This is a genomic window from Alcanivorax sp. 24 (genome assembly GCF_004360225.1).
GTDB lineage: Bacteria > Pseudomonadota > Gammaproteobacteria > Pseudomonadales > Alcanivoracaceae > Alloalcanivorax > Alloalcanivorax xiamenensis.
In genome coordinates this window covers 196,569-217,770 of record NZ_SNUA01000001.1, presented here as the reverse complement: position 1 = coordinate 217,770, position 21,202 = coordinate 196,569, and the positions used below count along the sequence as shown (strand labels likewise).

General features: G+C 62.8%; 22 protein-coding genes. 11 read left to right on the top strand and 11 right to left on the bottom strand.

Translation table 11 applies throughout. The features are described from left to right. The first annotated feature begins 182 nt into the window (after nucleotides 1-182). Nucleotides 183-1,937 (top strand): alkaline phosphatase, encoded by a 1,755-nt coding sequence (locus E0L37_RS00970; protein ID WP_133489949.1) that lies wholly within the window; start codon nucleotides 183-185, stop codon nucleotides 1,935-1,937. Continuing rightward, a complete protein-coding gene (locus E0L37_RS00965) occupies nucleotides 1,934-4,087 on the top strand; it encodes a metallophosphoesterase (RefSeq protein ID WP_133489948.1) in 2,154 nt (717 codons plus the stop codon). Before E0L37_RS00970 ends, E0L37_RS00965 begins: the two co-directional genes overlap by 4 nt. A 172-nt stretch (nucleotides 4,088-4,259) precedes the next feature. On the opposite strand, the gene E0L37_RS00960 is transcribed toward E0L37_RS00965, so the two are convergent. The 4 genes from E0L37_RS00960 to E0L37_RS00945 all read right to left on the bottom strand — a co-directional run bounded on the left by E0L37_RS00960 (nucleotide 4,260) and on the right by E0L37_RS00945 (nucleotide 7,109). Further along, on the bottom strand, nucleotides 4,260-4,610 hold the full coding sequence (locus tag E0L37_RS00960; RefSeq protein ID WP_133489947.1) for a cytochrome c5 family protein: 351 nt from the start codon (nucleotides 4,608-4,610) through the stop codon (nucleotides 4,260-4,262). Nucleotides 4,611-4,774: 164 nt separating this feature from the next. Further along, on the bottom strand, nucleotides 4,775-5,302 hold the full coding sequence (gene cobU / locus E0L37_RS00955; RefSeq protein WP_133489946.1) for a bifunctional adenosylcobinamide kinase/adenosylcobinamide-phosphate guanylyltransferase: 528 nt from the start codon (nucleotides 5,300-5,302) through the stop codon (nucleotides 4,775-4,777). Nucleotides 5,303-5,307: 5 nt separating this feature from the next. Next, nucleotides 5,308-6,303, bottom strand: a complete 996-nt coding sequence (locus E0L37_RS00950; RefSeq protein WP_133489945.1) for a nitronate monooxygenase family protein — start codon at nucleotides 6,301-6,303, stop codon at nucleotides 5,308-5,310. Nucleotides 6,304-6,461: 158 nt separating this feature from the next. Next, entirely contained in the window at nucleotides 6,462-7,109 is a 648-nt protein-coding gene (locus E0L37_RS00945) for a TetR/AcrR family transcriptional regulator (RefSeq protein WP_133489944.1), read from the bottom strand. Between the two features lie 88 nt (nucleotides 7,110-7,197). Here E0L37_RS00945 and E0L37_RS00940 point away from each other — a divergent pair, with 88 nt between their 5' ends. Then, complete coding sequence (locus tag E0L37_RS00940; RefSeq protein WP_133489943.1) at nucleotides 7,198-8,385, top strand: CaiB/BaiF CoA-transferase family protein; 1,188 nt, start codon at nucleotides 7,198-7,200, stop codon at nucleotides 8,383-8,385. A gap of 162 nt (nucleotides 8,386-8,547) precedes the next feature. On the opposite strand, the gene E0L37_RS00935 is transcribed toward E0L37_RS00940, so the two are convergent. Continuing rightward, complete coding sequence (locus E0L37_RS00935) at nucleotides 8,548-9,303, bottom strand: SDR family oxidoreductase (protein ID WP_133489942.1); 756 nt, start codon at nucleotides 9,301-9,303, stop codon at nucleotides 8,548-8,550. A 60-nt stretch (nucleotides 9,304-9,363) separates the two neighbouring features. Here E0L37_RS00935 and E0L37_RS00930 point away from each other — a divergent pair, with 60 nt between their 5' ends. The 3 genes from E0L37_RS00930 (at nucleotide 9,364) to E0L37_RS00920 (ending at nucleotide 11,246) form a co-directional block, all read left to right on the top strand. Further along, nucleotides 9,364-10,005 (top strand): MBL fold metallo-hydrolase, encoded by a 642-nt coding sequence (locus E0L37_RS00930; protein WP_133489941.1) that lies wholly within the window; start codon nucleotides 9,364-9,366, stop codon nucleotides 10,003-10,005. A 77-nt stretch (nucleotides 10,006-10,082) separates the two neighbouring features. Beyond that, on the top strand, nucleotides 10,083-10,418 hold the full coding sequence (locus E0L37_RS00925; RefSeq protein WP_133489940.1) for a hypothetical protein: 336 nt from the start codon (nucleotides 10,083-10,085) through the stop codon (nucleotides 10,416-10,418). A 105-nt stretch (nucleotides 10,419-10,523) separates the two neighbouring features. Continuing rightward, nucleotides 10,524-11,246 (top strand): DUF2057 domain-containing protein, encoded by a 723-nt coding sequence (locus E0L37_RS00920; RefSeq protein ID WP_133489939.1) that lies wholly within the window; start codon nucleotides 10,524-10,526, stop codon nucleotides 11,244-11,246. Between the two features lie 126 nt (nucleotides 11,247-11,372). Here the strand turns inward: E0L37_RS00920 and E0L37_RS00915 are convergent, their stop codons facing one another. After that, nucleotides 11,373-11,798, bottom strand: coding sequence for a secondary thiamine-phosphate synthase enzyme YjbQ (locus tag E0L37_RS00915; RefSeq protein WP_133489938.1), 426 nt, complete (start codon nucleotides 11,796-11,798; stop codon nucleotides 11,373-11,375). A gap of 3 nt (nucleotides 11,799-11,801) precedes the next feature. Continuing rightward, nucleotides 11,802-12,770 (bottom strand): D-2-hydroxyacid dehydrogenase, encoded by a 969-nt coding sequence (locus E0L37_RS00910; protein ID WP_133489937.1) that lies wholly within the window; start codon nucleotides 12,768-12,770, stop codon nucleotides 11,802-11,804. Nucleotides 12,771-12,805: 35 nt separating this feature from the next. Here E0L37_RS00910 and E0L37_RS00905 point away from each other — a divergent pair, with 35 nt between their 5' ends. Beyond that, nucleotides 12,806-13,438, top strand: a complete 633-nt coding sequence (locus E0L37_RS00905) for a DUF523 domain-containing protein (protein WP_133489936.1) — start codon at nucleotides 12,806-12,808, stop codon at nucleotides 13,436-13,438. A 16-nt stretch (nucleotides 13,439-13,454) separates the two neighbouring features. Here the strand turns inward: E0L37_RS00905 and E0L37_RS00900 are convergent, their stop codons facing one another. Both E0L37_RS00900 and speA read right to left on the bottom strand, forming a co-directional pair. Beyond that, nucleotides 13,455-13,907 (bottom strand): DUF4112 domain-containing protein, encoded by a 453-nt coding sequence (locus tag E0L37_RS00900; RefSeq protein ID WP_133489935.1) that lies wholly within the window; start codon nucleotides 13,905-13,907, stop codon nucleotides 13,455-13,457. A gap of 32 nt (nucleotides 13,908-13,939) precedes the next feature. Further along, the gene (gene speA, locus E0L37_RS00895) at nucleotides 13,940-15,820 is read right to left on the bottom strand and encodes a biosynthetic arginine decarboxylase (RefSeq protein WP_133489934.1); all 1,881 of its coding nucleotides are present in this window, start codon (nucleotides 15,818-15,820) and stop codon (nucleotides 13,940-13,942) included. Nucleotides 15,821-15,847: 27 nt separating this feature from the next. Here speA and E0L37_RS21470 point away from each other — a divergent pair, with 27 nt between their 5' ends. From E0L37_RS21470 to E0L37_RS00885, 3 genes are all read left to right on the top strand, one after another. Then, complete coding sequence (locus tag E0L37_RS21470; RefSeq protein WP_166642974.1) at nucleotides 15,848-15,997, top strand: hypothetical protein; 150 nt, start codon at nucleotides 15,848-15,850, stop codon at nucleotides 15,995-15,997. Between the two features lie 728 nt (nucleotides 15,998-16,725). Then, nucleotides 16,726-17,586, top strand: a complete 861-nt coding sequence (speE, locus tag E0L37_RS00890; protein WP_133489933.1) for a polyamine aminopropyltransferase — start codon at nucleotides 16,726-16,728, stop codon at nucleotides 17,584-17,586. 65 nt (nucleotides 17,587-17,651) lie between these two features. Beyond that, nucleotides 17,652-18,848, top strand: coding sequence for a multidrug effflux MFS transporter (locus tag E0L37_RS00885; RefSeq protein WP_133489932.1), 1,197 nt, complete (start codon nucleotides 17,652-17,654; stop codon nucleotides 18,846-18,848). 197 nt (nucleotides 18,849-19,045) lie between these two features. Here the strand turns inward: E0L37_RS00885 and E0L37_RS00880 are convergent, their stop codons facing one another. Both E0L37_RS00880 and E0L37_RS00875 read right to left on the bottom strand, forming a co-directional pair. Further along, on the bottom strand, nucleotides 19,046-19,636 hold the full coding sequence (locus tag E0L37_RS00880; protein ID WP_133489931.1) for a 2-hydroxychromene-2-carboxylate isomerase: 591 nt from the start codon (nucleotides 19,634-19,636) through the stop codon (nucleotides 19,046-19,048). Nucleotide 19,637: 1 nt separating this feature from the next. Further along, on the bottom strand, nucleotides 19,638-20,363 hold the full coding sequence (locus E0L37_RS00875; RefSeq protein ID WP_133489930.1) for an SDR family oxidoreductase: 726 nt from the start codon (nucleotides 20,361-20,363) through the stop codon (nucleotides 19,638-19,640). A gap of 169 nt (nucleotides 20,364-20,532) precedes the next feature. Here E0L37_RS00875 and E0L37_RS00870 point away from each other — a divergent pair, with 169 nt between their 5' ends. Next, nucleotides 20,533-21,045, top strand: a complete 513-nt coding sequence (locus tag E0L37_RS00870; RefSeq protein ID WP_133489929.1) for a helix-turn-helix domain-containing protein — start codon at nucleotides 20,533-20,535, stop codon at nucleotides 21,043-21,045. Nucleotides 21,046-21,202 lie beyond the last annotated feature (157 nt).

The window sequence follows — 21,202 nt, the reverse complement described above, 5'->3', positions numbered from 1 at the left end:
TTCCACCAGACCCGGTCTCCATCCGCATTTCTTCATCCCCCCTTCATCCTCCCGTCACCTTTAACCGGGCCCTTACAAACCGACACATGGCACTGCCGTACTAAACGTAAGTGCCACGGTGCCGGTGCAATTCCCTGCCTACCCTTGGGGCATTTATTGACCGTCTTTCAGCGGGGATCAGCATGGATCACAAACGTCGTGCTCTGGTACGGACACTCGGGGCAGGCAGCACTTTGGTATTGGCCGGCTGTGGCGGGGGCGGCGGTGGTGGCGGCAGCCCGCCCGTGGGCAATCCCGAAGCCCCCAATCAGCCCACGGACCCCGGTACGCCGACCCCGCCATCACCGGAGCCGGAAACCCCGGCACCGCCCAACGTCCGTTTTCTGCATGGCGTGGCCTCCGGCGACCCGCTCTCCACGCAAGTGATCCTGTGGACCCGGGTCACTCCCGAGGAAGACGCCGTGGTAACGGTCACCGCCACCGTCGCCACGGATCCCGCCATGACCGCGGTGGTGGCTCAATACCAGGCCGTGGCCAGCGCCGATGGCGACTATTGCGTCAAGGTGGACGCCACCGGACTGCTGCCCGGCCGCTGGTATTACTACCGGTTCGAGGTGGGGCAGCAGCGCTCCCCGGTGGGCCGCACCCGCACTTTCCCGGCATCCTGGAATGCCGTTGACCGCGCTCGTTTCGCGGTGGTGTCCTGCTCCAATTTCCCCAATGGTTACTTCTCGGTCTACAAAGCGGTGGCGGAACTGGGCGATCTGGATTTCGTGCTGCACCTGGGGGATTACATCTACGAATACGGCGCCGGCGAGTACGGAGACTTTCCCGAACGCGTGCCGGATCCGCCGCACGAAATCGTCACCCGGGAGGACTACCGCCGGCGCCACGCCCAGTATAAAACCGATGAGGACCTGCAGGCGCTGCACCAACAGTTCCCGATGATCGCGATCTGGGATGACCATGAGTCCGCCAACGACAGCTGGCACGGTGGCGCCGAGAATCACGACCCCCTCACCGAAGGCGTTTGGGAACAGCGCAAGAACGCCGCTCGCGACGTGTATTTCGAATGGATGCCGATACGCCCCCGCGAACCCGGCAACACCGACGTCATTTACCGCCGCTTCCACTTCGGCGATCTGCTCGACCTGACCCTGCTGGATACCCGGCTGGAAAGCCGTGACGCGCCGCTGCCGGCGGTGGCCGGTTCACTGGACCCGAAGCGCAACGCCCCGGATCGCCGTCTGATCAGTACCGAACAGATGGACTTCCTGCTCGACGGCCTGGACAACGCCCGGGGCCACTGGCGGTTCATCGGCCAACAGGTCATGTTCTCCCAGCTCAATATTCTTGAAATCCCCGGCCTGACCCCGGCAATGAAAGGTCAGTTGCTGGCCATCAACATGGATCAATGGGACGGCTATACCGCTGATCGCGACACGATCCTCAAACATCTGGAAGACCACCGCATCGATAACGTGATCGTGCTCACCGGGGATATTCACACCTCCTGGGCCAATGAGCTGTACCGCAATCCCGCGGTACTGGTGGGCGACCTGTTTGCCCGTCCGCTGGCGGCGGAATTCGTCACCCCTTCGGTTACCAGCCCCGGCTTCCCCGAGGGCCTGGCGGAGCTGGCCTCGGTGGCGCTGCCGGTGGTGAATCCGCACATCCGTTACACCGAACTGAAAACCCACGGTTTCATACTGGTGGATGTGACCCGGGCACGCGCGCAAGCCGAGTACTACTACGTCAACAGCATCGATGCCTATGACCTGCGCGGGCAGCTCAATGATCGCCTGACCAAGGTCGTGGCGGTGGAAAGCGGCAACAGCCGCATCAAGGAAGACCTGCCGGTTTCCCGTCCTCGAACCTTGCGCACCGCCCTGTTCCATCCTCCCGTCGAGCCCAACCAGGAAGAGGTAATGTCATGAAGCCCCTATGGACCCTGCTGCCACTGTTGGCGGCTTTGACACTGGCCGCCTGCGGAGGCGGTGGCTCCTCTGGCAGTGATGCCGACGGTGGCGCCAACCCCGATCCCAGCGCCCCCGGGGATGGCGACGGCAATAATGGCGGTGACGGGGATGGCGGAAGTGATGGCGGTGATGGCAACGGGGACCCTGATCCGGATCCCGAGCCGGAGCCTGAACCGGAACCCTTGGCGTCCCTGCGTTTCATCGTGATCGGCGACTCCGGCAGCGGTTCATCCGGACAATACGCGGTGGGGGAAGCCATTGCCGCCGTCTGTAATCGCAAAGGCGGCATGGACGAAACATCCGCCGCCGCCGGCTGCCACCTCGCCCTGGGACTGGGCGACAACATCTATGAATCCGGGGTCACCAGCGTCGATGATCCCCAGTTCGAGGAAAAATTCGAGAAACCTTTCGAACCGATCCAATTGCCGTTCTACATGGTATTGGGCAATCACGACAATACCGGTTATGTGGGCGGTGACGGCGCCGGCAACGCCCGTGGCGAATTCCAGGTCGACTATCATTACTTCGATGGCCGCTTGTCCAACCGCTGGAAAATGCCGGACCGGTACTACCGGCACACTCCCGCCCCAACCACCCGTGACGGCAGCCCGCTGGTGGATTTCTTCGCGCTGGATTCCAACCCCATCGCCGGCGGTTTCGCCGACCCGGACATCGCCTATGCCTACCACACCTATGGCGTGGACCAGCGCAACTGGGCGGTGAACGCCCTGGCCGGTTCCAACGCGGTATTCAAGATCGCCATGGCGCATCACCCTTATCTCTCCAACGGTTCCCACGGCAATGCCGGTAACTATGACGGCGTACCGCGTCAGATTCTACCGGTGCTGGCCGGCACCCGCTGGAAGGCGTTTCTGGAAGAGGCGGTGTGCGATCAGGCCGACTTCTTCCTGGCCGGTCATGATCATGATCTGCAAGTCCTGCCGGGCGTGCCGTCCTCCTGTGGCCGCACCGAATTCATGGTCAGCGGCGCCGCCGGCAAACATCGCTCCATTGACGATCCGCAGCGCAACCAGGCGCTGTTCCAGCAAGGTGATGAATACGGTTTCATGTGGCTGCAGGCCACCGAGGCGGATGAGCAGAACCAGACTCCGGCATCTTTGTGCCTGGAAGTCTATGTGGTGGATAAAGACGCGGAAGGGCTTGGCGTCATCGACGGCAGCGCTGAGCTGACCCCGGCGTTCACGCACTGCTATGACAAACAACCGAAAACCGGTCTTACCCCGGGTAACGATTTTACCGGCCAACCGATTGGCGACGGTGCCCTGCCACTGCCTTTGCCCGAGGACTTTGACGCCACCTTCACCGGCCCGCTGAAGGAACTGCGCGAAGCCCTGGTGTCGGGTTTCACCGAAGCCGGTGCGGATTTGCCGCCTGAGATGCGACAGACACTGGACCAGCTGATCGCCGGCATGGACATTCTGCTCAACGCCCTGGATGCGGCCACCGCCGCCATTGTCAACGGTGACAGCAGCGAAATCACTCAGTCGGTGGAAGCGGTGCTGGCCGCCGCCGAGCAACTGCAGGCCATTGATACCAGCGGCCTGCCGGCGCCGTTTGATCAATTGGGCGGTGCCTTCCAGTCTCTGGCCGCCGGTATCGGCAGCGGTGAAACCGAGCCGGGCGAGGGCAGCACCGTGGATGACATCGCCTTCATCGCCGGCCCCCTGGTGGAACTGTCCCGCAACCTGCACAACATCCTGGATGGCATCGAGGAAGTGATGCCCGAGGAGGTGCCGGTGTTCGCCGGGCTCACGTCGGTACTGTCCACCGTCACCCTGGGACTGGCCAACACGCTGGAGCAGCTGGTGGCGCTGGATGTCAGCGCCGGCGGTGACGAATTGGTGGGGACGGTCCAGCAAACCCTGGAGAATCTGGTCAACGATGTGCTCTGGCTCAACAAGATTCCCGGAGCCGGGGATTACACTACCCTGCCCGGCGACTTTCTCTCTTCGGTGCTGTCCACCCTGGTGAGAGAGATCACCACGATACTGGATACGGTATTGGAAGGGCCGCTGGATCTTCTCCGCGACCTGCTGTCGCCGATCACCGGATTATTGCGGGACCTGCTGTCCGGTTTGTTTGGCTAGAGCAAGCGTTTCTGCTCCACGGAGCCCGTTATACCGAGGCCACTACGGAGCCACTGTGGGAAGAGGCCCGGGCGGCGCTCCGCTTGGCCGCGAATGCCCGGGCCGTTGGGCATTCGCTTGCAAGCAAGCTTCCCACAGCGGCTTCGTAGTCCTTTCTGCCCTAGCGACAACCCTATTTCGCGCCGCTCAATTGCAACATGTGAATCACCGTGGCGCGGATTTCATCGTCGCTGCAATCCATGCACCCGCCTCGGGGCGGCATGGCGTTAACGCCGTTGACGGCCTCGCGCACGATAGCTTCAAAGCCTTCTTCCTCCACTTCGTGGGACCAGTGCAAGCGGTTTTCCTTGGCCACGACCGGCGCTCCGCCGGCGCCGCTGGAATGACAAACCACGCAGTATTGTCGATAGATGGACGCGCCATCACGAGCCACCACTTCCCCGGCGGAGGAAGCTTCCTCCGCATCCGTGCAGGCCGCCAGTACCAGCGGCAATGTCATGATTAAAAAAAATCGTATCAGCATGATTGGCTCTTGGCGGTACGCCCCCGGAATCAAACACGATAAAAAAAGACGTTTTAGACGGCGCCAGCAGCGCGCGCCAAAAAGTATACCGTTGCCGTCTGGCATGAACATGACAATCGGAGGCGAGCCGGACGACGCCCGGGTCAAGGGAGGGGGTGTTCGGGTCAGCGGGAGGGGACACCGGATTTCAGATCAAGGGGCAACCCCGCCACCACCAGACGAACGTTCTGGCAACGTTGCGCCAACGCCTGATTGAGCCAGCCCAGTTCATCGCCGAAGCGGCGGGTCAGGGGATCCATGCCGATGATGCCAAGACCCACTTCATTGCTGACAATCACCAGCGGGCCGGGATAGCCGATCAGAGCCTTAAGAAAATCATCACGCTCCTCCCGGCAGCGTTCCTCGCCAGCGTGCAGGAGGTTGCTCAGCCAGAGGCTCATGCAATCGATCAACAGACACGGTGACGAAGGCGCCTGCTCGCGCAAGACCCGGCCCAGCGCCAACGGCTCTTCCACCAGCCCCCAATGGTCCGGACGGCGGCGGCGGTGCCGCTCGATACGATCCCGCATCTCCCCGTCCCCGGCGGTGGCGGTGGCCACATAGGTCACCGGACGGCCGCTGCTCGCCGCCGCCCGCTCCGCTTCCGCGCTTTTGCCGGAACGGATACCACCGAGGATCAGGGTATGCGCCATCAGGATCAGCTCGCGGCGCGCAGCGCCGGAGAGGCGACCTTGCCGTTGAGCTCGGCCTTGGCGGCTTCGTATTCCCGCGCCAGACGGTCCACGTGTTCGGCCGCGGAAGTCACCTTGTCCACCGTGCCAATGCCCTGGCCGCAGCCCCAGATGTCTTTCCAGGCCTTGGCCTTGCTGCTGCCGCCGGAACCGAAGTTCATCTTCGACGGATCGCTTTCCGGCAGGTCTTCCGGATCGAGGCCGGCATTGCGGATGGAGGGCGCCAGGTAGTTACCGTGCACGCCGGTGAACAGGTTGCTGTAGACGATATCGTTGGCGGAGCTGTCGACGATCATCTGCTTGTAGCCTTCCGCCGCGTTGGCTTCCTCGCTGGCGATGAACATGGAGCCGATGTAGGCCAGGTCCGCGCCCATGGCCTGGGCGGCAAGAACGGAACGGCCATTGGCGATGGAACCGGACAGCCCGATCGGACCGTCGAACCACTGGCGCAGTTCCTGAACCAGGGCGAACGGCGACAACTTACCGGCGTGACCACCAGCACCGGCGGCCACCGCGATGAGGCCGTCCGCGCCCTTCTCAATGGCCTTGCGGCCGAAGCGGTCGTTGATGACGTCGTGCAGGGTAATGCCACCCCAGCTGTGCACGTGCTGGTTGAGGTCCTCGCGGGCGCCCAGGGAAGTGATCACCAGCGGTACCTTGTACTTCTCGCACAGCTCCAGATCCTGTTCCAGACGATCATTGGTCTTATGCACGATCTGGTTCACCGCGAACGGCGCGGACGGCTGGTCCGGATGATCACGGTCCCAGGCCGCCAGCTCCTCGGTGATCCGGTGCAGCCATTCGTCCAACTGTGAAAGCGGACGGGCATTCAGAGAAGGGAAAGAGCCGATCACGCCGGATTTGCACTGGGCGATGACCAGATCCGGATTGGAGATGATGAACAGCGGTGAACACAGCACCGGCAAACGCAGCCGGCTGGCGATGGAATCAGGAAGTGCCATGGGAAGTCCTCTTCGTTCCGGCGCCCCGTGGACGGCCGGTCCTATTGTTTACGTAATGGTTTACGTTAAAAACGGGTTTACGTTGTAAATTCAATGAGCTGCTCGAAGACAGCTCGCCTCGGGATGGCGGTAAGATTTACACCGTATATCTTTAAAGATCAAGCCTGATCTTCATCCACCGGGGGGCCCGGTTCCAGCGACGGCGGTGAAGCCAGCATGCCCGCATACAGGGTGCGCATGCATTTTTCGCGCAAGGTATCGGCGTCGATTTCCCGATCCAGGCGGCCGGCCATCTCCAACACCACGATGCCGTGCATGGTGGCCCAGAACATATAGCCGATCAGATCCGCGTCCCCCTGCAGCAGGCCGGCATCAATCATTAACTGCACATATCCGATCATGGTGTCGTGGGCACGGGCATTGGCCTTGACCAGTTCCGGATAACGTTCCTCATCCTGCATGGAGAAGTCGAACATCATCTGGTAGGCGGCGGGATAGCGCTTGGCGAAACGGACGTAAGCATCGCCCACGGCGCGGGCCTTGGCGCGCACATCCGGAGCCCGGCTCACCGCCCGGGACAAGGACGAGGCGAACTTGTTATAAGCAGCCGCGCGCACGGCGGCGAGGATTTCGTCCTTGTCGCGGAAGTAGCGATACGGCGTCATCGCGCTGACACCCAGTTCAGCGGCGATCTGCCGCATGGTCACGTTTTCCCGCCCGTGCTCGATGAACAAACGGGTGGCGACATCGCACACCCGCTTACGAAACACCGCCACTTCCTGATCGGTCTTCGGTTTTTTCGACACCCGGCTCTCCCCAGTTACGCCATTGGCGCGGACCTCGGTTATGGATTTATAGTGTAAACGATAACAAAGACCGATATCGGGAGAGATCATGAGTACAACAACACCGCCCGCTGGCGGCAACGCGGGGCCGCTGACCGGTGTCCGTGTTCTGGATTTCGGCCGTTTCATCGCCGGCCCTTTTTGCGCCGCGCTGTTGGCGGAGTTCGGCGCCGATGTGATCCGGGTGGAACGCCCGGAAGGCGCGGAAGACCGTTTCCTGATGCCGGTGACTGACGACGGCACCGGTGCCTTGTATCTGCAAATGAACCGCAATAAACGCTCGCTGGCCCTGGACGTGACCAGCGACGAGGGCCGCGCCATCGTGCGCCGGCTGCTGGCCAACACCGATGTGGTGGTGGCCAATCTGCCCCCCACCACCCTGCGCAAAATGGGCCTGGATTACGCCACGCTCAGCGCCATCAAGCCGGATATCATTCTGGTCAACCTCAGCGCCTACGGTCAGGAAGGTCCGTGGAGCACCCGCCCCGGCTTCGACAGTATCGGCCAGGTGATGTGCGGCGGCGTATACCTCAGTGGCGAGGACGGCAAGCCCCGCCGCACCCAGGTCAACTGGGTGGACCACGCCACCGCCACCCACGCGGCTTTCGGCACCCTGCTGGCGTTGATGGAACGCAATCTCAGCGGACGTGGTCAGGAGGTCACCGGGGCCCTGCTGAATACCGCGCTGTCCGCCCACGCCCAGCCCCTGGTGGAACAGCATCTGATCGCCAGCGACCGTCAGCCGGCGGGCAACCGGGGCATTTTCACCAACCCCGGCGATCTGTTCGAAGCCCGTGACGGCTGGCTGGTGCTGCAGGCGGTGGGCAATCCCCTGTTCCGCCGGCTGGCAAAACTGATCGATGAGCCGCAGTGGCTGGAAGATCCCCGCTTCCAGGACGATGAGGGGCGCGGCGCCCATGGCGAGGAACTGTGTGAACGCATCGCCGCCTGGTGCGCGGAACGCACCCTCGACGAGGCACTGGACGCGCTGGCGGAGGCGCGCATCCCCTCGGCACCGGTGCTGTCTCCGGCGCAGTCCCTGGCTCATCCCCAGGTTCAGGCCACCGGCATGCTGCAGCCAATGACCATTCCTGGACTGGACAAGGAAGCGCTACTGGCGACGGCCCCGGTGAATCTGTCGCGCACCCCGGGCAGCCTGCGCCGACCACCGCCGCGTCTCGGCGAGCATAACGAGGAAATCCTGGCCGAACTGGAACGGTCGGAACAGGCCGGCTAAGGCCTGTTCGGCACCGATCGGCCGCTTCCCGCGGAGCGGACTACGAAGTCTCTGTGGGAAGCTTGCTTGCAAGCGAATTCTTGAGGAACCAGGCCAATTCGCTTGCAAGCAAGCTTCCCACAGCCACGGCGTGGCAGCCTCCGATTTCAGGTCTTCTCGCTCTCAGCCCCGCCCGACAAACGGCATTTTGGTGGCCATGATGGTCATGAACTGCACGTTGGCGTCCAGTGGTAGCCGCGCCATGTGCACCACCGCGTCGGCCACATGGGCCACGTCCATCATCGGCTCCACCAGGATATCGCCGTTGGCCTGGGGAATGCCGCGCCGCATCGGCTCGGTCATTTCGGTAGCGGCGTTGCCGATGTCGATCTGGCCGCAGGCGATGTTGTAAGCGCGACCATCCAGCGAGGTGGATTTGGTCAGCCCGGTCATGGCGTGCTTGGTGGCGGTGTAGGGGGCCGAGCGCGGTCGCGGCGAGGTGGCGGAGATCGAGCCGTTGTTGATGATACGCCCGCCTTGTGGGCTCTGCTCTTTCATGATGCGAAACGCCTCCTGGGTGCACAGAAAGGCTCCAGTCAGATTGGTGTCCACCACCGCCCGCCAGTGTTTCACCGACAGCTCTTCCAGCGGCACCGGCGGAGCGCCGATACCGGCGTTGTTGAACAACAGATCGAGCCGGCCGTACTGCTCCTTCACCTTGGTGAACAGGGCCTTCACCGAATCCGGGTCGGTGATATCGGTGGCGATGGCCAGCGCCTGATCCGGCCCCAACCCGGCGTCCGCCAGCCCCTGTTGCAGACGCTCGCCATTACGGCCGGCGGCTCCCACGCGATAACCGGCGCTCACCAGCGCCAGCATCACCGCGCGTCCGATTCCGGTACCGGCGCCGGTCACAATGGCCACGGGAGATGAACTCATCACTGCTCTCCTTCCTGTTCGGGTTATACTGTCGGCCCCGTTTTTCAAAGCCGATTCGCCATGAAATACGCCATTCTGCCCGTTACCCCTTATGAACAGAACTGTTCTTTCCTGGTGTGCGAGGACACCGGCAAGGTCGCCATCGTCGACCCCGGCGGCGATTTGCCCCGCATCCACCAGGCTCTCGAGCAGCTCGGTGGCAAGGCGGAAAAGATCCTGGTGACCCACGCTCATCTGGATCACGTGGGCGGTGTCGCGGACCTGGCGGAAGCACTGGGCGTACCGATCGAAGGGCCCCATCGTGACGACCAGTTCTGGATCGACATGCTGCCACAACAGTCGCAGATGATGGGTTTTCCGCCCGCTCGCCCCTTCACCCCCGCCCGCTGGCTGGAACACGGCGATACCGTCACTGTCGGCACGACGGAACTCAAGGTCTTGCATTGCCCCGGCCATACTCCCGGGCATGTGGTGTTCTTCCAGCCGGAAGCCGGACTGGCGGTGGTCGGCGACGTGCTGTTCAACGGCTCCATCGGCCGTACCGACTTCCCCCGGGGCGACTACCCGACCCTGATCGACGCCATCCAGACCAAGCTGTTCACCCTGGGCGACGACGTGGCGTTCATCCCCGGGCACGGACCAATGTCCACCATCGGCCACGAGCGCCAGCACAACCCTTTCGTCGCCGATCATCGCGGCTAAGGGTCAAGGCTTCATTTACAACAGGGGCCGGGGTAAGGTGCTGTTCGGTTCCCGCCCGGCCGATCAGGAGACCCTCAATGCCGGATAATCATACCCAGCTGTGCAAACTGGCCTATGTTTTGCTTCTTCTGGGCATCCTTACCGGCGGCCTTACCGCGCTGGTGGCGGTGGTGATCGCGCACCTTCATGCACCGCAGACCGACGACCCGGTCCGCGCGCATTTTCGCTTCCAGTACCGGACATTCTGGATCGGCCTGTTGTATTACTTTATCTCCGGGCTGACCACGCTGGCGCTGATCGGCTGGGTACTGTTGACCATCACGGTGGTGTGGTGGGTAATACGGGGTCTGCGCGGTCTGGACAAGCTGAATCGCGGCCAGCCACCGGCCAATCTGGAAACCTGGGGCTTTTAACCCGCCCCGTTCTTGCCACCGTGGCCTATACCGCCATGGAATGTTGTCATAAAACCTTCACCGGCCATCGGCACACTGTCGGGCCTGTTTTATCGGGAGTTCACCATGCCTTCTCCGCGTTCTCTTCTGATCCTGATCTTCGCCACCCTGGCCCTCACCGCTTGCGCGCGCAATCCGGTGGTTCAGCTTTATGATGGTCCGAAAAAGCCGGACACCCAGGTCTTGACGGTGCGGGTCCCGACCCAGATGGAAGTCGTCACCATCAATGGCCAGGAGGTAAAAGGCGCCAACACCTTCTTCAATACCTCCCACAAGGATCTGAAGCTGACCCCCGGCACCTATGAAATCGTGGCCTACTACAAGGAACTGTGGGATCTGAACTCGGAAAGCCACGAAGTAATGAAGTCCGACCCGGTGATTTTCCCGGTCAGCGGCAAGGCCGGCCAGTCCTACGCCATGAACTACAAGCAGCCGGAAAACGCCCGCGAAGCCCGGGAGCTGGCGAACAACTTCTCCGGCTGGGTGGAGAACACCGCCACCGGCGAAAAGACCCCGACCCAGCCCAGTGGCCTGGTGCTCAAGCGCAGCATTCTGGCGCCACTCACCGGCACCGAGGTGGAATCCTCCACCAGCGAAGCGGTAGCGCCCAAGCCCGCCGCCGTGATCGCGCCCCAGGAAGCGGCCTCCGCGCCGGCTCCGGCCCCCGCTCCTTCCTCCTCTCCGGCACCGGCGGCACCGGCCGGCAGCTATGTGGATACCCTGAAAGCCCAGTGGAACCAGGCCACGCCCGAGGAGCGTCGCGAGTTCCTGCAGTGGATTTCCAAGTAAGCTCTGACCGCCAGCAGCCCGCGCTCACGCGGCGCTGGCGCTGATTCGCGGCCAGGGCCGCTCCCACAGTGTTTCTTCGAAGTTGCTGTGGAAGTGGCCCGGGCGGCGTATCAGCAACGTCTTCCGCTATCCCGCGTCGCCCTGCAAGGTCGCCACTATTTTGCGCGCACCGCCGTGATCCCGGTGCTCGCACAGATAGATTCCCTGCCAGGTGCCCAGGGCCAGGGTCCCGTCGTGGAGCGGCACGGACAGCGACGGCCCGATCAGCACGCTCTTGATATGCGCGGGCATGTCATCCGGCCCTTCCAGGGTGTGCTCGTAGTGCGGCGCGTCCGGCGGCACCATCACATTGAAATGGCGCTCCAGATCACCGCGCACATCCGGGTCCGCGTTTTCGTTGACGGCCAGGGAGGCGGAAGTGTGCTGGATGAACAAATGCAGCAGCCCCACCCGGTAACGGCCCAATTCCGGCAGCGCTTCGACCACTTCGCGGGTGATCAGGTGGAAGCCCCGGGCCCGGGGCTTCAGGGTGATGGTCTGCTGATACCACATGGCTCATCCCCCCTGGTTGACGACATTGACCGGCTGTCCGTTCCGCCAGGCATGGATGTTTTCCACGACCTGGTCGACCATACGCTGGCGGCATTCGGTACTGACCCAGGCACTGTGCGGAGTGACGATCAGATTCGGCACCTCACCGCTGAGCAGAGGGTGATCCGCCGGTGGCGGCTCCTGGCTGAGCACGTCGAGGGCGGCACCGCCCAGATGCCCCGCCCGCAATGAGCGCTCCAGCGCTGCTTCATCCACCAAGGGCCCGCGGGCGGTATTGATCAGGAAAGCGCCGGGACGCAGGGCGGCCAGGAACTCATCGTTGACCAGCCCCTGGGTGTCGGCGGTGAGCGGGCAATGCAAACTGACGACATCGGCGCGACGAAGAAATTCCGGCAGCGGTACCCGATCCGGTGCCGGGCTCGCGCCAGGGCGCAACGACGCGGCCACCAGCACGTCCATTCCCATTGCCCGGGCAATGGCCGCCACCCGCTGTCCCAGAGCACCGTAGCCGATAATACCGAGGGTACGGCCGGCCAGATCCACCACCGGGTAGTCCATGCGGCAAAACATGGTCGACTCGCTCCAGCGCCCCTGTTGGGCATCCCGATCGTAGCGGTGCCATTGCGTGGCCAGGCCCAGCATCAGTGCCACCGCGTGCTGAGCCACGGTGGCGGTGGAGTAGCCCACCACATTGCTGACCACGATGCCTTTTTCCCGAGCCGCCTCCAGATCCACATTGTTGGTGCCGGTGGCGGAGATACCGATAAACTTGAGGTCCGGGCAAGCGTCCATCACCGCCCGGTCGATGACCACCTTGTTGGTCACCGCCACGGCGGCGCCGGCCAGACGTTCGGCCACCTGCTCCGGGGCAGTGCGATCATGGAAGGTCCAACCGGACAGCGCGGTGCGCAGCGCCGACAGATCCAGCTCGGAGGGCTTGATGGTTTCGATGTCGAGAAATACGCCTTGCATGGGAGATCCTTCGTTATGAAACCGGACGGGCCACTATGCTAACGGAATTGCTCGAGGAAATGGGCTTCGAATCCGCTCTGGAACAGCCCCGGGTGGCGGCCAGCGCCTGCCTGCTGGGCCAACCGGTGCGCTACGATGGCGGCCACAAATACCACACCGCCGTGGCCAACACCCTGGCGGCCCGGGTCACCCTGGTGCCACTGTGTCCAGAAACCGCCATCGGCCTGCCGGTGCCCCGCCCTCCGATCCAGGTGGTGCTTGTGGGTGGAGCGCAACGGGTGCGCGGCCTGGCCGCGCCGGACGATGATTTCAGTGATGCTCTGTCGGAGTACGCCGACAGCCTGGCGCCGGCACTGGATGGCATGGTGTTGAAATCGCGCTCGCCCAGCTGCGGCTTTGGCACCACACCGCTGCACAACGAGAGCGGCGCGGAAGTCGGTGTCACCAGCGGCGCTTTCGCCGCCCGGCTTCATACTCGCCGGCCGGCCTTGCCGCTGTGCAACGACAGCGATCTGGATAGCGAGGGCGCACTCGCCGATTTCCTGTTGCAAGTCCACTGCCATCGGCACCAGCGGTTGGGAGGCTCCCTTGCCGATTTGCGACAACGGGCACGACACCTGGCTCCGGGCCCGCGGCAGTCGCTACTGTGGTATCTACAGCGCCGTTGACACCATCACCGCGCGGTCACCAGATCCACATAACCAGAGCGGTGATGAGCCCGAACAACAGGCACAATCCGATGAACGGCCGCCAGGGGAAACGCTGCCGGGGTTCTTCCTCCAATTGCTCGTGGAGGTATTCACGCAGCAATCGGGTATTGCGCGTATTCGCTTTGAACACCGCGTCGAAGGCATCGCCCACCACCGGCAGCAGGCCGCCGAGAAAGTCCACCAGGATATTGCGCACCATACGCCGTTTGACCTTGCCGCTGGCACCCACTTTCCGGGCTTGCAGCAGCACATAGCCGGACAACAGCAAGCCCACCACATCGCCGATACCGGGAATCAGGCCGACAAGGGCTTCCAGGCCGATACGAAAGCGGGTGAAAGGAATACCGATACTGGAATCAGTCCAGGTGCTGAACCGGTCAAGCCGCTCCAGCACCGCCTGATAACGCTGACGTTCCTTCTCATCCATGCACTGATCTCCTTTCCAATCTATGGAGGCGATTATTCCAGATAAGTGTAGCCAGCCAGACCATCGCGAATATCGTTCAAAAAGACCTGCCGGCGTGATTCGTCCAGATGGGCGTCCCGGCACCGGTTCTCCAGGGTTTCCAATAATCGTTGCGGATCGAAATTGACGTAACGCAACACGGTGCTGACGGTATCCCCCTGGATCGCGTGGGCCAGTTCAATGTCGCCATTCTCCGTGACAGTGACATCCACCGAGTCGGTATCACCAAACAGGTTATGCATGTCACCAAGAATCTCCTGATAAGCGCCAACCATGAAGATGCCAAGATGGCCATTCAGGGTCTCCGGCAGCGGCAGGCTGCTCTCCACGCCCTCGCCGTCCACGTACTGATCAATACGGCCATCCGAGTCACAGGTGATGTCCTGCAAGACCCCCCGGCGGGTGGCCGGCTGATCGAGCCCGGACAAAGGCAGCACCGGAAACACCTGATCGATACCCCAAACGTCTGGCACGGACTGGAACACGGAAAAGTTCACGAACAGCTTGTCGGCCAGACGTTCATTGAGCTGATCCAGCAATTCCCGCTGCTGCCGGCGGCGCGGATCCAGGCGCTGGCGCAAGCGCAGCAGCGCATTCACGTACAGCTGCTCGGCGCGGGCACGCTCAACGATGCCGAGGTCGCCATTGAGGTAACGCAGCTGCAGATCCTGCCAGGCGCCCATCAGCTCAGGATACAGCTCCAGCAGGTTGCCTTCCCCACGTTCCAACTGACCGTTCAGCCGCCACAGTTCATGCAGTTCCACACTGTCGTCGTCACCGGGCGGCTGCACCTCCGCCACGGTCTGTCGCTCTTCGTCTGTGATATTGAGCAACAGCACCGCATGATGGGCGGTGAGCGCGCGGCCGGACTCGGAAATCACGTCGGGGTGCGGCAAGTCATGGGCGGCACACTGTTCGGCCAGGGTGTGGACAATGTGCCAGGCGTAATCGGCCACGCCATAGTTCATCGAGCAGTAGGAGCGCGAGTGCGTGCCTTCGTAGTCCACGCCGAGGCCGCCGCCCACGTCCACGGTATCCACCGGCGCGCCCAGGCCACGCAGTTCCACGTAGTAGCGGGCCGCCTCGCGCATACCGGCCTTGATGTCCTGGATGTTGGCCACCTGGGAGCCCAGGTGAAAATGCAGCATGCGCACACAGGACAATTTGCCGGCATTCCGGCAGTGCGCCACCGCCTCGATCAGTTGCGGCGCGCTCAGACCGAATTTGGATTTCTCACCCCCGGTGTTCTGCCAGTTGCCCTTGCCGATGTTCATCAGACGCACGCGCAGGCCAATGATCGGCTCCACCCCGATCCGGTCCGCCTCTTCCAGCAACAGCGGTAGCTCCGAGAGCTTTTCCACCACGATATGCACCTTGAACCCGAGGGTCTGCCCCATCAGCGCCAGACGGAGGTATTCGCGGTCCTTGTAGCCGTTGCAGACCACCGTGTCGCCAGGATTGGACAACGCCAAGACCGCCAGCAACTCGGGCTTCGAGCCTGCTTCCAGGCCGACCCGATCACCGTCCTCGCGGGCGCGGATGATCTCATGCACGACCCGGCGCTGCTGGTTCACCTTGATCGGATAAACCGGCGTGTACTCCCCCCGGTATGCCAGATCATCGATGGCGGCCCCGAAGGCCGTGGACAAACGCCGCACCCGGTCCTTGAGAATGCCGGAAAACCGGGCCAGCACCGGAGGCCGCAACCCAGCCCCTCGGCAGGCTTCCAGCACCGTCTCCAATGGCGCTTCGGCGCCATCGCCGCCCTGTGGTCGCACACACAAGCGTCCCTGGTCATCGATACGGAAATAGCCATCCCCCCAGCGATCCACATTATAGATGGCGTCAAAGGGGCGTTCCGGGGCGGTGCTCATAGACTGGCAATCCTTGGTGGGGAAGTAATGACTGACTCAATTATGGGCCATCATGAAGGGGTGGCAAAGACGCCGGACGCCGGACGCCGGACGCCGGACGCCGGACGCCGGACGCCGGACGCCGGACGCCGGACGCCGGTAATGCAAAACCAGACCCAACGCCCTGGCAAGCACTAAAACGCTTTTTTATGGTTCATCGCGGTTTGGCGGGCCACGGCGCTTCAATCATGGACACGGGTCCGTAACGGAAGGGGCTACCAAGCCGCTATATTCGCCAGCAAGCCGGTCTCCCACGGATCTGCCACGAAACCGCTGTGGGAAGCTTGCTGGCAAGCGAATATCCCAACACCAGAGGGCCGGAACTCGCCAGCAAGCTGATCTCCCACGGATCTGCCACGAAGCCGCTGTGGGAAGCTTGCTGGCAAGCGAATATCCCAACACCAGAGGGCCGGAACTCGCCAGCAAGCCGGTCTCCCACGGATCTGCCACGAAGCCGCCGTGGGAAGCTTGCTGGCAAGCGAATATCCCAACACCAGAGGGCCGGAACTCGCCAGCAAGCTGATCTCCCACGGATCTGCCACCAAGCCACTGTGGGAAGCGGCCCGGGCGGCGCTCCGCTTGGCCGCGAATGCCCTGAGCCGTTGGCGATTCGCTTGCCAGCAAGCTTCCCACAGCGGCGCTGTAGCCACCTCTGAAGGGAGGTCTTCGAGGTAACCGGGCAATACGGGAGCCCCCGCCGGAGCGACGTTAAAATTGCTCCCGGCAATTTTTTATTGCCGCAACGCCCCGCAGCCCCGGGTTTTGACTTCAGCGTCTGGCGTCCAGCGCTTTTCTATAGGCGCGAGTGCCGCTGGCCAGTACAATCGACGCCGTTCCCTCCACCACCCATTAGCGGGAAGAGTCCTATGAGCGCCCAAGACGGCAATTGGTTCATCGAGCATTTCGACTCCGCCGGCGTGGCCTTCGGCCTGCGCCTCAAACAAAAGCTGGAAGCTGTGCAAACCCCCTACCAGCACATCGAAATGTGGGAAACCGACACCTTCGGCTATCTGATGACCATCGACGGCGCCACCATGCTGAGCAGCCGCGATAACTTCCTCTACCACGAGATGATGGCGCACCCGGCTCTGTTCGCGCACGCGGCGCCGCGCCGTGTGTTGATCATCGGCGGCGGCGACTGCGGCACCTTGCGCGAGGCGCTGCGCCACGGCGGTGTGGAGAAAGCGGTGCAGATCGACATCGACGAACAGGTCACCCGCTTCTCCGAGAAGTATTTCCCGGAATTGTGCGAGTCCAATGACGACCCGCGCGCCGAACTGCGCTTCGAGGACGGCGTCAAGTTCATGCAGGACTGCGAGCCCGGCCAGTTCGATGTCATCATTGTCGATTCCACCGATCCGGTGGGTCCCGCGGAAGGGCTGTTCAAGGCGGCGTTCTTCCGTCACTGCCACCGCGTGCTCGCCGATGGGGGGGTACTGGTACAGCAGTCGGAATCACCGCTGTTGCACAGCGACACCATTATCCACGACCTGCACGTGAACATGCGCGAGGCCGGCTTTGATCACACCCAGACCCTGCCGTTCCCGCAGCCGGTCTATCCCAGCGGCTGGTGGAGCTGCACTCTGGCCGGCAAGGGCCGCGATGTCAGCACCTTCCGTGAGGCGGACGCCGCCGGCAAGGATTTCGACACCCGCTATTACAGCGACGCCATCCATCGTGGCGCCCTGACCCTGCCGCCATTCATGAGCGCCGCCATCGGCGACTGATTCCGCACCGCTCAACCCGCGCCCCGGGGAAGCACTCTTCCCCAGGGCGCTGAATCACGGAAGCAATGACCGATTCCCACTCAACACCGGGCGCTAACGCCCCGCTCTGGGGGCTGGCGCTACTGACCTTCAGCGGCACCCTGGCGATGCACATCTTCGTGCCGGCCCTGGCTTTGGCTGGCGACGACCTCAATGCCTCCGCCAGCGCCATGCAGATGACCGTCAGCCTGTATATTCTCGGCCTCGCCGTGGGGCAACTGGTGTATGGCCCGCTGTCCGACCATTTCGGCCGCCGGCCGGTGCTGATGGTCGGCCTGGGCCTGTACACCCTGGCCGGGCTGGCCGCGGCCCTGGCCCCCGGAGCCCACTCGTTGATCGCCGCGCGTCTGTTTCAGGCCCTGGGCGGCTGCGCCGGCCTGACCCTGGCGCGGGCCATCGTCCGCGACACCACCGCACCCCGGGAAGCGGCGCAACGGCTGGCGATGATGAATCTGATGGTGACCCTGGGGCCGGGCATCGCGCCGATTCTCGGCGGGCTGCTGGCCAACGAATTGGGCTGGCGCTGGATTTTCTATCTGTTGGTGGGACTGGGCGTGGCCAACGTGCTGTTCACCTGGCGGCTGTTGCCGGAGACCCGACCGCGCGGCAGTGTCGGCGGCAACGTCAAAACCCTGGTCCGGGATTATCAGGCGCTGCTGCGCTCACCGGCGTTCCTGGGCTTCGCCCTCGGCGGCGGCTGCGCCACCACTTCCGTATACGCGTTCATCAGCGCGGCGCCGTTTGTGTTCGTGGACCAGTTGCAGGTGCCGGCGGAACACGTCGGGCTGTATCTGGCACTGCTGGTGTCCGGCATGTCCATGGGCAATGTGTTCGCCAGCCGTCTGCTGGCGCGGGTCCCCATGCGCACGGTGCTGATGCGCGCCAATCAGGTCAGTGTGCTGGCGGCGTTCGTGTTTCTCGGTGCGGTGCTCAGTGGTCATTTGTCACTGACCGTCCTGCTGCTGTCCCTGTTCGTGTTCGCCACCGGCCTCGGTATCGCCGCGCCGGCCACGCTCACCGAAGCGATCAGCGTGATGCCCAGCGTCACCGGCTCCGCTTCGGGCCTGTATGGCTTCACCCAGATGGCCATCGGCGCCCTGTGCTCGGCCCTGGCGGTGCTCGGTGACGACCCGGCCCTGGCCGCCGCGGTGGTCCTCGCCAGCGCCGGCGTCATCGGCCAGATCGCGTTTCATGTCGCGCTGAAGAATACAGTTGACAGTTGATAGTGGACAGTTGACAACGAAAAACGAAATAAATGCGCTTACGCAAAAATCTTTTGCGCATCAGCAAGATCCGTTTTTCCTGGTGTTGTTTTTGTTCTAAGAGCAAAGGGGCCGCGCCCAAGCTTCAGGCGCGGCCTCTTTGCTTTCAAATCAATTGACCCTGTCTCGCGTCGCTGTCAACTGTCCACTATCAACTGTCAACTCTTTCCAAGCTCTTCCTCCACCCAATCCAACCGGTCCTGACCAAAGAACATCTCATCGCCGACGAACATTGTCGGGGCGCCGAAAATGCCTCGGGACACGGCTTCTTCCGTGGTCTGTTTCAGCACTTCCTTAACCTCGGGCTCCTGGGCCCGGGCCGCCCATTCGGCCGGATCGAGGCCGGCTTCCTGCAAGGTCGCACCCAGCACGTCCAATTCGTCGAGTTTGCGTTCCTTCAGCCACATGCCTTCGAACACCACCTTGAGCAGGGTCTCCCATTGCGGCGTATTCAGCGCGGCGGTGAGCAGACGCATGCAGCTCAGCGTATTCACCGGAAAATGGGGATTCTGATTGAGCGTGACCCCATAACGCCGGGCATAACGCTGCATATCCATGCGCGAGTACAGTCCCTTCAGTGGCACCGCCGCTGGCGAAGCGTTGCCGGTGGCCTTGAACACACCGCCCAACAGCATCGGCCGATAAAGCAATTCCGCGCCTTGGCGCTCGGCGATCCCGGGCAGTTGGGTCCAGGCCAGATAGCTGGCGGGGCTACCCACGTCGAAGAAGAATTCCACGGTCTTGCTCATCTCAAAAGGTCTCCATCCAGGGTCTCAGATCCAGTTCATGAGTCCAGGTATCGCGGGGCTGTTGATGCAGCATCCAATAGGCATCGGCGATGTGCTCCGGATCGAGGATACCGTCCTGATCCTTGAGCGCGTAACGCTGAGGAAAGTTGTCGCGAATGAAAGCGGTGTCGATGGCGCCGTCAATGATGCTGTGCGCCACATGAATACCCTCCGGGCCCAATTCCCGCGCCATGCTCTGGGCCAGCGCCCGCAACGCGAACTTGGCGCCGGCGAAGGCGGAAAAACCACGCCCGCCCCGCAACGACGCGGTGGCACCGGTGAAAATAATCGTGCCGCGCCCACGGGGCACCATCACCCGCGCCGCTTCGCGGCCGGCGAGAAAACCGGCGAACGCCGCCATTTCCCAGACCTTGCGATAAACCCGGGCGGTGGTCTCGCGGATCGGGAAGTTGACGTTGGCGCCAATGTTGAACACCAATACCTCCAGCGGGCCCACCTCCTGTTCAATGGTATCCACCAGGGCCACGGCCTGTCCCTCATCCCGGGCATCGGAGCCGAAAGCGCTGGCCTCTCCCCCCTCCGCCTCGATCTGGTCCACCAGATCCGCCAGGGACTCCTGCTTGCGGCGGCTGACACAGGCCACATAGCCCTCACGGGCGAAGCGCCGGGCAATGGCGCCGCCGGTGGCATCACCGGCTCCCACCACCAGCATCGCGGGTTTGCTCATAACTCTCTCCTGTCCGTTCTTCCGTCCATTACGAAATCGACCCGTCATACCCGGGCCCACCCAATGGCACCGATCATCAGCACTTAGAGTTCCAAAAAGGAACTAAATAGTCCATTCTTTTTTGGAACCTGTCAAACCACTATACTGTGGATTCACAGAGGAGGACGGCATGCGCTGGCAAGATCTGGATCAGGAGCCCTGCTCCATGGCCCGCACCCTGGCGGTGATTGGCGACCGCTGGACGCTGTTGATATTGCGGGACTGTTTTCTCGGCGTACGCCGTTTCGAACGCTTCCAGGAGCGTTTGGGCATCACCCGGCACGTGCTCAGCGACCGGTTACGCAAACTGGTGGAGGCCGGTGTGTTGGAGAAACGGGCTTACCAGGAACGGCCCGTGCGGGAAGAGTACCGCCTCACCACCATGGGGCTGGAGCTGCATCCCGCGATCATCCACCTGGTGCAGTGGGGCGACCGCTGGCTGTCCGATGATCATGGCGCCCCACTCCAGCATGTCCACCGCGGTCACGGGCATCGTTTCCAGGCTCAACTCACCTGTGCCGATTGCGGCGAAGTGGTGGGCCCCCGGGATGTCACCGTGGTGGCCAACCCGGCCCTGGCACGGCAGTTGGATCTGCCCGATGAAAGCCGGTCACCGGACACCGCCTGGCGGCAAGGCGGGTGATCGCGCTGGCCGAACGGGGGTTATAAACAAATCGCCGGGAACGATTTTTAACGTCACGCCAGTGACGGCGGCCATAAAAAAAGACCGGCGTCAAGCTTTAAAGCCAAGTTGGCTTGAAGTGTAAAGACTATACAGGGAAAGAACTTAGGTTAGGTTT

What these genes read in the sequence shown, in the direction of transcription:
- E0L37_RS00970 (WP_133489949.1), top strand. Translation starts at nt 183, where the DNA reads ATGGATCACAAACGTCGTGCTCTGGTACGGACACTCGGGGCAGGCAGC.
- E0L37_RS00965 (WP_133489948.1), top strand. Translation starts at nt 1,934, where the DNA reads ATGAAGCCCCTATGGACCCTGCTGCCACTGTTGGCGGCTTTGACACTG.
- E0L37_RS00960 (WP_133489947.1), bottom strand. Translation starts at nt 4,610, where the DNA reads ATGCTGATACGATTTTTTTTAATCATGACATTGCCGCTGGTACTGGCG.
- cobU (WP_133489946.1), bottom strand. Translation starts at nt 5,302, where the DNA reads ATGGCGCATACCCTGATCCTCGGTGGTATCCGTTCCGGCAAAAGCGCG.
- E0L37_RS00950 (WP_133489945.1), bottom strand. Translation starts at nt 6,303, where the DNA reads ATGGCACTTCCTGATTCCATCGCCAGCCGGCTGCGTTTGCCGGTGCTG.
- E0L37_RS00940 (WP_133489943.1), top strand. Translation starts at nt 7,198, where the DNA reads ATGAGTACAACAACACCGCCCGCTGGCGGCAACGCGGGGCCGCTGACC.
- E0L37_RS00935 (WP_133489942.1), bottom strand. Translation starts at nt 9,303, where the DNA reads ATGAGTTCATCTCCCGTGGCCATTGTGACCGGCGCCGGTACCGGAATC.
- E0L37_RS00930 (WP_133489941.1), top strand. Translation starts at nt 9,364, where the DNA reads ATGAAATACGCCATTCTGCCCGTTACCCCTTATGAACAGAACTGTTCT.
- E0L37_RS00925 (WP_133489940.1), top strand. Translation starts at nt 10,083, where the DNA reads ATGCCGGATAATCATACCCAGCTGTGCAAACTGGCCTATGTTTTGCTT.
- E0L37_RS00920 (WP_133489939.1), top strand. Translation starts at nt 10,524, where the DNA reads ATGCCTTCTCCGCGTTCTCTTCTGATCCTGATCTTCGCCACCCTGGCC.
- E0L37_RS00915 (WP_133489938.1), bottom strand. Translation starts at nt 11,798, where the DNA reads ATGTGGTATCAGCAGACCATCACCCTGAAGCCCCGGGCCCGGGGCTTC.
- E0L37_RS00910 (WP_133489937.1), bottom strand. Translation starts at nt 12,770, where the DNA reads ATGCAAGGCGTATTTCTCGACATCGAAACCATCAAGCCCTCCGAGCTG.
- E0L37_RS00905 (WP_133489936.1), top strand. Translation starts at nt 12,806, where the DNA reads ATGCTAACGGAATTGCTCGAGGAAATGGGCTTCGAATCCGCTCTGGAA.
- E0L37_RS00900 (WP_133489935.1), bottom strand. Translation starts at nt 13,907, where the DNA reads ATGGATGAGAAGGAACGTCAGCGTTATCAGGCGGTGCTGGAGCGGCTT.
- speA (WP_133489934.1), bottom strand. Translation starts at nt 15,820, where the DNA reads ATGAGCACCGCCCCGGAACGCCCCTTTGACGCCATCTATAATGTGGAT.
- E0L37_RS21470 (WP_166642974.1), top strand. Translation starts at nt 15,848, where the DNA reads ATGACTGACTCAATTATGGGCCATCATGAAGGGGTGGCAAAGACGCCG.
- speE (WP_133489933.1), top strand. Translation starts at nt 16,726, where the DNA reads ATGAGCGCCCAAGACGGCAATTGGTTCATCGAGCATTTCGACTCCGCC.
- E0L37_RS00885 (WP_133489932.1), top strand. Translation starts at nt 17,652, where the DNA reads ATGACCGATTCCCACTCAACACCGGGCGCTAACGCCCCGCTCTGGGGG.
- E0L37_RS00880 (WP_133489931.1), bottom strand. Translation starts at nt 19,636, where the DNA reads ATGAGCAAGACCGTGGAATTCTTCTTCGACGTGGGTAGCCCCGCCAGC.
- E0L37_RS00875 (WP_133489930.1), bottom strand. Translation starts at nt 20,363, where the DNA reads ATGAGCAAACCCGCGATGCTGGTGGTGGGAGCCGGTGATGCCACCGGC.
- E0L37_RS00870 (WP_133489929.1), top strand. Translation starts at nt 20,533, where the DNA reads ATGCGCTGGCAAGATCTGGATCAGGAGCCCTGCTCCATGGCCCGCACC.